Origin of the sequence: Kitasatospora sp. NPDC005856 (assembly GCF_040629945.1) — a bacterium.
In the GTDB taxonomy this organism is placed as follows: Bacteria; Actinomycetota; Actinomycetes; order Streptomycetales; family Streptomycetaceae; genus Kitasatospora.
In genome coordinates, this window is the sequence record NZ_JBEXWT010000055.1 from 50,946 (window position 1) to 60,864 (window position 9,919).

The following is a 9,919-nucleotide window of genomic DNA, read 5'->3' on the forward strand; positions in this document are numbered from 1 at the left end:
TCACGTTGACGCGGGCCGGTCCGCGGCCCGGGCCTGGAGGTAGGCGGTCCAGTCGGTCGCGGCTCGGGCTCGCCACCGGGTGACGGTGTTCAGGTGGAGGCCGAGCATCGGGGCGAGGACGGCCGGGGGCATGTCCTGGGCGAGCTGGACGAGGGCGGCGGCCCGGGCAGGGCGGCTCGGGATGCCGTGGGCGGTCAGGCGACGCACCAGCGCGCCGCCGGTGATGTGTCGGCCCGGCTCGGAGGAGGGGAAGAGCCAGCGGCTCGGGTGGTTCGCCGCCCAGCCCGGGGGCCGCGGCCGGCTGGCGAAGTCGGTCAGGAGCCGGGCCAGGGGATCCGGCAGACGGATGGGCACGCGGTCCAGCACGAGGACGGTCTCGTCGTTGCGCACCTCGACGGCGTTGGTGGGCAAGGCCGCGATCCGGGTGACCTCCTGGCCGAAGAGGTAGAGGACGGCGCCGGCGGCGCGGACATCGGAGGGCAGTTCCGTGTCGGTGAGGCACTGGTGGAGGATCTCCCAATGGGAGTCGTCGTCCATTGCGACCGGGTCGGGCCGGGGCCGGACGGGGACTGCGAGGTCGCCGCTGTGGCCGCGGTGGCCGGCCCAGAGGAGGAAGTCGCGGACCTCGTAGCGGGTGCTGCGGCCGCTGGTCAGCCACTGGTCGACCTCGTGCTGGGTGACCTCTGCCAGCTCCAGCCCGGCGTGCTGCATGGCGGTCAGGAAGTCGGCGGCGGTGTTGATCCTCGTCTGGGCCCAGCGCAGGCGGTTGGTGAAGGCGTGCGCGCGACCGCTGCGGCGGCGGGCGCGGGGCAGGAGCGACCAGCGGACGTAGGTCCGCAGCACCAGGGTGTGCTCGGGGTGGCGGGCGAGGACGCGGGCCAGGTGGCGTTCGACGCGGGCGGGGAGTTCGTCGTGTTCTGGCAGGGCCTGGTGGGCGAGCAGGACGCCGCGCAGGTAGTCGACGACGCGGGCACCGTCGCGGTTCTCCGCGGCCGCCATGGTGTCCAGGTCCTCGTGGGTCAGCGCCCGTCCGGCGGCGACGGCGTCGGCCAGGAGCTCGGCGGAGCGGGAGTTGCGCAGCCAGTTCAGTGCCGTGATGGGCCGGTCGCACCCGGCCAGGGCGGCGCGCATCCGCCTGTACTGGTCTTCGGGGCCCGCGGGCCGGCCGTCGAAGAGGTCGGCGAGGTGGTCGTGGAGGGTGCAGCGGGGGCAGGCGTACAGGTCGGGGTGGCCGGCGCAGGGGCCGCAGACCCGCGCTCCGTCCTGGCGGGCGATCAGCACGCGCGGCTTCTCGCAGACCGGGCACGTGCCGGGGTGGGTGCGGGCGTCGCGGTAGCAGGGCTTGCAGACCGGCCCGAGCGGCCAGCGGGCGCCCACCAGCGCGTTGGTGGCGCACAGCGCGCACGACGCCGGCGGCCTCGGGCGGCAGGTGCCGCACGGGTCCATCGGGGCTGACTTGCCGCAGGCCGAGCAGGACCGGAAGGCGGCGACCTGGAGGCGGCGACAGTGCGCGCAGGTCCGGCGGGAGGGCCGGGGGCGGGTCTCGCCGCAGACCGTGCACGGGCCGACGTTGCTGCGCTGGGCGAGGGTGCCCTCGCAGCCGAGGCAGACCCGGCCGCCGGGAACCACCTGCCGCAGCCGGCGGACGCGCCCACAGCGCAGGCAGGCCGGCGCCCGGACGCCGGGAACGCCAGCCTCGGCGAGCGTGGTGATCAGAGCCTGGACAGAGCGCGGGGCGTCGGACGCCCCGCTGACGAGGGCGTCGGGGTAACGGGAGAGGTGGGCGTGGGTGCGTCTTCGCCTCGGAAGGAGGGATGGGGCGAAGGTCAGTCACTTCAGTCCCTGCGCGCGGTCCATCGCGCCATCAACACCCATGTCCAGCCCGGTGGTGTCGGCGACCAACTCCGCGCCCGTGCTCTCTGCAACCCGGTCGCACCGCCGCGACCGTCACGTCCGTGAAGTCCTCGAACACACCCGGACGATGGCTGTCCCCCATCTCAGTAGCGGCGCGCATTACTGAGCGATCAGTGGTCGAACTCGACCGCTTGGCCACCACATCGGCTCACCCCGCAGACCACTGACGACCGATTCGCGATGGGGCACCAGCCGGGGGATTGCGCAGGGGCTTTGGCTGCATATGCCGCCCGTCGGGGCGCTAGCGTTGTGTATCGAAGCCGCAACCCACAGTGGGTTGCCCCGGCCGGTGCAGCGAACACTGGCCGGGGCGTTGGGCCGATCAGAGAAGGCAGCAACCTATGTATGACCGACCCGCTAGGGATCGAGTGTTTCCTCCCTCGATGGTTTTCCACGCTAGCAGGGCTGATGTGCCGAGTGTGGGATCGCACAGCCTTCGTGCGTCCACGGGCTCTTCGCGCTTGGGCGCGTTGTTCCTGTTGATCGTGCTGGTGTGGGTGATGATCGACCGCCGCCCGATCGAGTGGGAGCGGGTCGTGTTGGTCCTGGCGCTGCTGCGGCTGGCCCAGGACGTGGCCGTCAGCCGGTCTTCGGTGGACCTTCGCTGACCTGGGCCGTCTCGCCCGGGCGCACGGCGCCCGGGCTCATTCTTCCGACGTGTGGCCGCTTCGGAGCCCGCGAGGACTTCGAAGTTGACACCCTCTGTGGCGCAACTGTGCGCAATCACTCGTTCTGACGACCTGAGTTGACGCCGAAGGAGCCGCGGTGTTCAGCAGGCACAGGGCTGCGGCGGCCGGAATCGGCTTCGCAGCATTCGTCCAACTTCACCACCGCGTCTACGAGCAGTACGCCCGCGCCCGCCTGGGTGACCGCGCCCTCAGCCGCCTGGTGGTGTCCCGGGTACTGCGGCACGCAGAGCTGAGCTGGAGCTCCGCCCTGAGCGGGGATCCGAGCTCCTTCACCTGGCGGGTACTGCGCGACAGCGTCACACAGGCCCGGTCCGAAGCCGGCCTCGCCCCTGCGGACGAACTGCACCGAGTGCTGCCCGACCGCGCCGCGGACGCCGCCCTGCTCCACGAGCGGCTCGGCATGCCGGCCAAGGCCGCAGCCGAACTGATGGGCCTCCACGAGCCGGAGCTTCACGTAGACCTGATGGTTGCCCGCCGGATGCTCGCCGACCTCGGCAACCGAAACAACACCGACCCTGGAAGGTGCACCCGGTAGTCCACACAACCCAGCACGCCCCGTGGCACTCCGGCGCAGAGCCGGGGATTGTTCGCCACGCGATTCGCCATGTCTCGCCACAGTCACCCACGCGTGTAGTTCCACCCCAGCAGCCCGTCGGCCTAGTATGACGTGCCGTCACATTTGCATGCCGAAGGCCAATTTCGGCCATCGCCAGGGGGAACACATGAGCGAGTCCTATTTGCCACGCATTGATGTGAACACGCCAAGTGCGGCTCGAATGTACGACTGGCTACTGGGAGGACGGAACAACTACGACGCCGACCGCATCGCCTGCGAAGAACTTCTGCGAACCGCCCCCAGCACCAGGGAACTCGCCCTGAACAACCGGGCCTTCCTTGTCAGAGTGGTACGGCACATCGCGCAGCGTTACAAGATCCGGCAGTTCATCGACCACGGCTCTGGACTTCCCACCCAGAACAACGTCCACCAGGTGGCCCAGGCCGTTCACCCCGACTGCAAAGTGGTCTACGTCGACAACGACCCGATGGTCCTCAGCTACGGGCGGGCCCTCTTGGACGAGAACCCGAACGTCGCCATCGTCGACGCGGACATGGTCGACACCGCGGCCATCCGCGCCGGCGCGTCAACGCTGATCGACTTTTCCAAGCCAGTGGCCGCGTTGTTCGTCTCAGTACTGCACTGCATCCCCGACGAGAAGGATCCGCGCGCGATGATCGAGCGCACGGTCCAGTCCCTGGCCCGAGGCAGTGTTGTGGTGATCTGCCAGTTAGTCAGCCCACACCAACACGTCCGCGAGACCGTGACGCGGCTGATGGAGAGGCAGACGGACGGGCGCTGGGGCAAGGTCCGGACGGAGGCTGACGTACACCAGTTCTTCGCCGTCGACCGGCTGGCTGTCGACAAGACCGGACTGCTCGATGTCACCAACTGGAACCCCGACACCGAGGTGTTCCCACGGCAGCGCACGGATGAATGGACTGAGTACGGCGGACTCGCCACGGTTGATTGAGCGGTACCGGCGTGTCGGCTAAGGCACCTCCAGCAGGCCAGTACCACCGGGCAAGGAACTCCGATCAGCTGTCCCGGTGGTGCTCCAGGGCATCGATGATCAGCGCACGGCTGCCCTCGCGGCCGGGGGCGGTCAGCATCGTGCTGTCGATGATCTCCCGGAGATCCACGAAACCCGGCTCGGGATCCTCACCCGGCAGCGGGCCGCGGTAGTAGAAGCCGTGGCCACCCCACTCGTTGTAGATCAGCTCCGGCACCGCGAACTGGTGCCCGTTGAACACCAGTCGGGTCAGAGAGGAGACCTGAGACGCAAGAGGCAGCTTCATGGGGATGACGCGCACGCCGATCTGCGGCGTCTCAACGTACTTGAGCAGCCGTTCCATCTGCTTCACCATAAGCTCGCGCGACCCGAACACCTGGTAGAGCGCGCTCTGCTTGATGAAGAACACCGAGCGCGGCGGTCGCTCGAAGAAGCGTTCGTGACGCTCGCCTCGGACTTTGACGATATGGCCGACCATCCCGCGCTGGCTCGCCATGACGGTCGCCTCCGTGACGGCCCTCCTGTAGCTGTCGGTCTGGAGCAGACCGGGCACGACGCCGGTCTCGACGGAGAACAGATCGCTGGCCCTCGTCTCCAGCTCGATCAGTCGCATGAGGTCGGTCGGCACGGCGTCTCGGTTGGCCGCGTAGTACGGCGCAACCCAACCCTTGACCGAAGCGTCCCGCGCCAGCTGCATCAGCTGCTCGAAATCGGGGCCGGGCCGAACCCCCAGCTTCTTCAGGATGAGGGCGATGCCCTCGGGCTTGTCCAGGCGGATCTCGCCGGCCTCGATCCGGCTGTACTGCGACTTCGAGAACCCGGAGGTCTCGGCCACCTCTTTCTGCTTCCGAACCCCACGAAGCGTCCTCAGCCGAGCCCCCAGCAGTAGTGCAGGCATCGCCCAGGATCCCCCGGCATCCGCACCCGGACCAGGCCGCTGAAACGGAACTACGACGCCATCGTTGCCATCGTCGTTTATCGCACCGTTGACCATAGGAGCCCCCTCATGGGAAAACACGCTCGCATGTTTAGCGGAGCAAGTTTCCCACATGGGGGCACCCCCGGTCACGCCCGACGAGTGTGCGGGCGTTCATTCTTGAATTTGATCATTAAATCAGGTGATCGAATTCTCCGTTCCTGGCTCCGTCGAGATGGGCGTCGATCTCGGCGGGGGTGAAGACGAGCGCGGGACCGGTCGGGTCGGTGCTGTTCCGGACGGCCACCCGCCCGTCGTCCAACTTGCGCATCTCCACGCAGTTGCCGTTGCCCTGGCTGCGGCGGGCCTTCGTCCACGGGCTCTCCGCGTTGATCTGGTCCGCTGGCATGCCGTTGGTGTAGATGATCATGGTTGGCCACCTCCTATTGTGCGAATATCTCCCGGCGCTCCACCGGTCATACAAGTGGGGGAAATTCCTGATGGGCGCCCCGTGCAATCCCGCGGGAAATTGCGCGGATGGGGCGGGTTGAATCATTCCCTGCAAAAATCGAACACCGCCACCCATCAAAAGAGTGAATGTGGCCTCAATTTCACGCACATATGATCAGGGATTGATATGATGGGCAGAATGGCCAAGGCTGCCCACCTCGGCCCGGGATTTGGCAGAACCGGCCTCAGTAGCACGCCTGCGCCTCGCGCCTGAGAGGGTGTTCTGCGAGTCTTGGGCGGTTCTCGTAGTCCTTGAAGGCAGGTTGTCCGGTTCTGGTACTTCACGGTGGGCCGTCGGCGCGGTGTGCTGACAGATGTGGGTGAGCGCCCCGCGTACCCGAGCGACCTGTCGGATGAAGCCTGGGAGCTGATCCGGCCGGTCCTCACTGCGTGGAAGGCGAAGCATCCCTCGGTCAGCGGCCATGCCGGCCGGTACGAGATGCGGGAGATCGTGAACGCGATCCTCTACCAGGTCCGTACCGGATGCCAGTGGCGCTACTTGCCCCACGACCTGCCACCCAAGAGCGCGGTGTACTACTACTTCGGCACATGGCGCGACGACGGGACCGCCGAGACCATCCACGACCTGCTGCGCTGGCAGGTCCGCGAAAGCCGCAGGCGGCACGAGGACCCCACTGCGGTCGTCCTGGACTCCCAGACCGTGCGGGCCTCGACGAACGCGCCGAAGGAGACGACCGGGCTGGATCCCGGCAAGAAGAGCCCGGGGCGCAAACGGGGCATCGCCACCGACGTACTCGGCCTGGTCATCGCCGCCGTCGTGGTCGCGGCGAGCGTCCACGACAACGCGATCGGCATCGCACTGCTGGACAAGGTCGCCCAGACCGCGCCCACCATGACCAGGGCATGGGCGGACGCCGGGTTCAAGAACGCCGTCGTCGAGCACGGCGCCGCCCTTGGCATCGATGTGGAGATCGTCCGGCGTGATCCCGGCGCACGCGGGTTCACACCCGAGCCCAGACGGTGGGTGGTCGAGCAGACCCTGGGCACTCTCATGCTCCACCGCAGGCTCGCACGGGACTACGAGGCGAAGCCGGCCAGCTCGGTGGCAGCGATTCACTGGTCCATGACCGATGTGATGCTCCGGCGCCTCACCCGCGCCGCCACCCCGACCTGGCGTGATCCGCCACCCTGGCATCCGCCACCTGTGACCGGCAGGAGCATCGATGAGGGAACTCCTGGACAAAGTCGAGTCCCGGCAGCGGCTCGTCCGCGAGACAGCCGAACAACTGCGTGAGCGGATCGCCCGGCTCACCGAACAACTCAACGCCGCCGAAGACACCTTGAAGCGTCTGGAGATCACCCGGGAGACCATCCTGGAACTGGCCGCCGAGGACGGCATCCAGCCGCCGGAACCGCTGCCACCCGGTTACCGCGAGGTCCTTGCCGCCATCGAGGAGGCCAAGGACGGACTCCGCGCCAAAGACGTCTGCCAGGCGATCGGCCTCGACACCGAACCGCGGCATATCGAAGGCACCCGCGCGAAGCTGAAACGCCTGGTCGGCCGAGGCATCCTCACTGAACCCGAGCCCGGCCTGTTCACCCTCACCAACCCGACACCGGCCGCCCCGAGCTGAACTCAGGCGAAGACTCACAGAACACCCTCTGAGACATCACCCATGGTTCCAGCGGCTTCAGTAGGGAGTGGCCTCCTCCTATGGGGGTGCCCTGGGCGAGGTCTTGGGGAGCCCGCCCTGCTGATGGGCGGGCTGAGGAAGGTCGGGTGGTGTCAGCCGCAGGTTGTCGCCGGACAGCTGGCTGTTCGTCGGCCTGGAGCTGGGCGAGGCGGCGTCGATGTAGCGGGTCGTCAACAGCGTATCCGGGGCAAATGGGTGAGCTGTGGGTGTTCGTGCAGGTAGACCGATTGCGTTCGTGTCCGTAAGAGATCGGTGCGGGGAGGTCTGTGGCGGGGAGCTTCGTGGTCTGAGGCAGCGGTGTCGCGCCGAGCGACTTTGAGTACCTGCTCCTTCGACAGCCCTGGCGGATAGGCTCGACCACGTCCGCGAGATCGCCGAAGCCCTGGTTCTGGGCACCGAGGAGTCGTCGATGCACCACCCGGACCCGTGGTTTGCCGCACGGCTTGCCACCTATGGAACCGTGGCCACGCGCCTGTCCCTGCTGAGTGACCGTCGTCTCGGCGAGATTGTGGCCGCCGCAGTCCCGCTCGGGTCCGGCGTCGGCGGCAGGTCCTCGGAGCTGGACATCGACGGCACGCGGGTGTTCGTCAAGCGGGTCCCCCTGACGGACAGCGAGCTGCTGCCGGAGAACGCGCGGTCGACGGCAAACCTCTTCGGATTGCCGATGTTCTACCAGTACGGGGTGGGCTCAGCGGGGTTCGGAGCCTGGCGAGAGCTGGCCGTGCACGTCATGACCACCAACTGGGTCCTCGGGAACGAGTACGAGGGCTTTCCGCTGATGTACCACTGGCGCATCCTGCCCGACTCTCCTCCCGAAGGGTTTGCCGACGAGTTCGGGGGCATCGGCGGGGCGGTCGCGCATTGGGAAGGGTCATCGGCCGTGCGCGAGCGGCTGGAGGCTATCGGCCGGTCTTCGTCCAGCCTGGTGCTCTTCTTGGAGCACGTCCCGCAGACACTCGGCGACTGGCTGCACGACTACCGGGCCGCCGCACCGGAGGGTGGGGAGGGCTCGCCGTACCCATGGGTGGAGGAGGCCTTGGCGCGAGGGACTGCCTTCATGAGTTCGCACGGACTCGTCCACTTCGACGCCCACTTCGCCAATGTCCTTACCGACGGTAAGCTGCTGTACTTCGCGGACTTCGGTCTCGCTCTGAGCTCCGGCTTCGAACTGTCAGAGACCGAGGCAGAGTTCCTCTCCGCCCACCTCGCCTATGACCGCACCTACACCGCGAGCCATCTGCTCCGCCACCACCTGCCCGATGGCCTGTGCGGCGATAAGGAGTATGAGGCGTTCCTGGGCGAGTGGATCGCCGGCCAGCGACCCGATGGCGTCCCACGCGAGATCGCCGCGATCATCGACCGACATTCCCGAGCTGCCGTGCTCATGGACGGGTTCGCCCGCCGTCTGCTCACCGAGACAAAACGGACGCCATTTCCGACCGCCGAGATCGAGCGGGCCTGGCGCACCACCTTGTCCGCGGCGCCCCGCTGAGGCCAGGCTTCCGCAGCGGATCGCCGTCAGGACGTCTCGGGATGGGTGGTGTGCCGGGGCCGACACGACGTCGCTCGGTGCACCGGTGGAGGAAGTCGAGTGAGACGTCGGCGGTCTGGGCGAGGCCGTGCACGACTTCTGCCTCGACCATGTCGCCGAGGTCCGGTCCGCCGAAATCTACGAGAAGTCGCACTCCCTGGTGAAGTGCGAGTACGTGTGGAAGCGGACCGACGACTGGATCGAGTTCCCGTGGTCGGCGGAAGGACCGGTCGTCAGGCGCGACGGCCAGGTGCTCGACGCCTGATCCGGCGTGGACGCGGCCACGACCCGCCAGGGCGACCAGCCCGCCGGAGGCGGTGCGGCCGGAGCCGAAGCTTGTTGCGGAAGTCCGGATGAGGGCAGGGCGGCGTGGCTCCGACCTGCTGATACTGGCTCCGACCCGATCCAGGGCCGACACCGCTTCACTCCCCGCACCGCACACTGACGGCTTCAACTGCCGGTGTGGAGGGCGCCTGGCCGGAGCCATTCCCGCACGTGCGGGGCCGACTCGCCCGCAGCATCGTCGTCCACCGGACCGGAGGAGCCATCCCCGCGCGTGCGGGGCCGACCGTCCCGCTGGCTACCGAGGGAGGCGGTCTCCGGAGCCATCCCCGCGCGTGCGGGGCCGACTCGACGCCGGAGGGGATCGGCCGGGCCATCGAGGAGCCATCCCCGCGCGTGCGGGGCCGACATGGCGGCGGGTCTGGTGTGGGGTGCGGTGTGGGAGCCATCCCCGCGCGTGCGGGGCCGACACTTCCTGACCTGCTGTAATTCGCCTCAGGATACGCCAATTTATTCAGCTCGAATCCGTAGCCCAGCCTGTGTAGGGCCGAAGCTCGGGCTGACCTGGAACTCCGCGTCTTCAGTCTGACACCGAGGAAACCACGCTCGCGAGCGTGAGGCCGAACTCCCGGCAGCGGACCTGTCGTTGCCGTGAGGGGAGTAACACCCGCGGGCGCCGTTCTCCTTGGTTCACTGCCCCGTGCCCGGCGGCCCTCATCCCGAATGTCCGCTCCCTCGCCGTCATGTCGAAGGGATACCAGAGCTAACGGCTCCCGGAGCGGCCCGACGCGGTCCGGCAGGACGGCCTGCCCAGCCTCTGCGCGCTGAGCTGCCGGTTGGCCTAGCGTTGCCAC

At 68.1% G+C, this 9,919-nt stretch carries 9 protein-coding genes, 2 pseudogenes and 1 CRISPR repeat array; of the genes and pseudogenes, 7 read left to right on the forward strand and 4 right to left on the reverse strand.

The genetic code is table 11. The features are described from left to right. On the reverse strand, nucleotides 1-1,629 hold the full coding sequence (locus ABZ449_RS27775) for a hypothetical protein (protein ID WP_360351316.1): 1,629 nt from the start codon (nucleotides 1,627-1,629) through the stop codon (nucleotides 1-3). A gap of 746 nt (nucleotides 1,630-2,375) precedes the next feature. Between ABZ449_RS27775 and ABZ449_RS27780 the strand changes: the two genes are divergently transcribed. The 3 genes from ABZ449_RS27780 (at nucleotide 2,376) to ABZ449_RS27790 (ending at nucleotide 4,132) form a co-directional block, all read left to right on the forward strand. Further along, nucleotides 2,376-2,522, forward strand: a complete 147-nt coding sequence (locus ABZ449_RS27780) for a hypothetical protein (protein WP_360351319.1) — start codon at nucleotides 2,376-2,378, stop codon at nucleotides 2,520-2,522. A gap of 157 nt (nucleotides 2,523-2,679) precedes the next feature. Next, nucleotides 2,680-3,138: a hypothetical protein gene (locus ABZ449_RS27785; RefSeq protein ID WP_360351322.1), complete on the forward strand. Its 459-nt coding sequence runs from the start codon at nucleotides 2,680-2,682 to the stop codon at nucleotides 3,136-3,138. A 187-nt stretch (nucleotides 3,139-3,325) separates the two neighbouring features. Then, nucleotides 3,326-4,132, forward strand: coding sequence for an SAM-dependent methyltransferase (locus ABZ449_RS27790; protein WP_360351325.1), 807 nt, complete (start codon nucleotides 3,326-3,328; stop codon nucleotides 4,130-4,132). A 64-nt stretch (nucleotides 4,133-4,196) separates the two neighbouring features. On the opposite strand, the gene ABZ449_RS27795 is transcribed toward ABZ449_RS27790, so the two are convergent. Both ABZ449_RS27795 and ABZ449_RS27800 read right to left on the reverse strand, forming a co-directional pair. After that, nucleotides 4,197-5,222: a Scr1 family TA system antitoxin-like transcriptional regulator gene (locus ABZ449_RS27795; protein ID WP_360351345.1), complete on the reverse strand. Its 1,026-nt coding sequence runs from the start codon at nucleotides 5,220-5,222 to the stop codon at nucleotides 4,197-4,199. A gap of 58 nt (nucleotides 5,223-5,280) precedes the next feature. Continuing rightward, nucleotides 5,281-5,517 carry a DUF397 domain-containing protein gene (locus ABZ449_RS27800; RefSeq protein WP_360351328.1) on the reverse strand — a complete coding sequence of 79 codons (237 nt, stop codon included), beginning with the start codon at nucleotides 5,515-5,517 and terminating at the stop codon, nucleotides 5,281-5,283. Between the two features lie 396 nt (nucleotides 5,518-5,913). Here ABZ449_RS27800 and ABZ449_RS27805 point away from each other — a divergent pair. After that, nucleotides 5,914-6,735, forward strand: a pseudogene (locus ABZ449_RS27805) (IS5 family transposase); the annotation flags it as partial. Between the two features lie 46 nt (nucleotides 6,736-6,781). After that, nucleotides 6,782-7,192 (forward strand): hypothetical protein, encoded by a 411-nt coding sequence (locus ABZ449_RS27810; protein WP_360351330.1) that lies wholly within the window; start codon nucleotides 6,782-6,784, stop codon nucleotides 7,190-7,192. 78 nt (nucleotides 7,193-7,270) lie between these two features. Here the strand turns inward: ABZ449_RS27810 and ABZ449_RS27815 are convergent, their stop codons facing one another. Beyond that, nucleotides 7,271-7,426, reverse strand: a complete 156-nt coding sequence (locus ABZ449_RS27815; protein ID WP_360351333.1) for a hypothetical protein — start codon at nucleotides 7,424-7,426, stop codon at nucleotides 7,271-7,273. 235 nt (nucleotides 7,427-7,661) lie between these two features. Between ABZ449_RS27815 and ABZ449_RS27820 the strand changes: the two genes are divergently transcribed. Continuing rightward, nucleotides 7,662-8,744: a protein kinase family protein gene (locus tag ABZ449_RS27820; RefSeq protein ID WP_360351337.1), complete on the forward strand. Its 1,083-nt coding sequence runs from the start codon at nucleotides 7,662-7,664 to the stop codon at nucleotides 8,742-8,744. Nucleotides 8,745-8,871: 127 nt separating this feature from the next. Then, a pseudogene (locus ABZ449_RS27825) lies at nucleotides 8,872-9,048 on the forward strand (phosphoribosyltransferase); the annotation flags it as partial. A 214-nt stretch (nucleotides 9,049-9,262) separates the two neighbouring features. Next, nucleotides 9,263-9,535: direct repeats of the CRISPR family, unit length 29 nt; unit sequence GGAGCCATCCCCGCGCGTGCGGGGCCGAC. The last annotated feature ends 384 nt before the right edge of the window (nucleotides 9,536-9,919 follow it).

Bases quoted from the DNA above. Each gene is read 5' to 3' on its own strand.
- ABZ449_RS27790 (WP_360351325.1), top strand. From the start codon at position 3,326: ATGAGCGAGTCCTATTTGCCACGCATTGATGTGAACACGCCAAGTGCG.
- ABZ449_RS27795 (WP_360351345.1), bottom strand. From the start codon at position 5,222: ATGTGGGAAACTTGCTCCGCTAAACATGCGAGCGTGTTTTCCCATGAG.
- ABZ449_RS27800 (WP_360351328.1), bottom strand. From the start codon at position 5,517: ATGATCATCTACACCAACGGCATGCCAGCGGACCAGATCAACGCGGAG.
- ABZ449_RS27810 (WP_360351330.1), top strand. From the start codon at position 6,782: ATGAGGGAACTCCTGGACAAAGTCGAGTCCCGGCAGCGGCTCGTCCGC.
- ABZ449_RS27820 (WP_360351337.1), top strand. From the start codon at position 7,662: ATGCACCACCCGGACCCGTGGTTTGCCGCACGGCTTGCCACCTATGGA.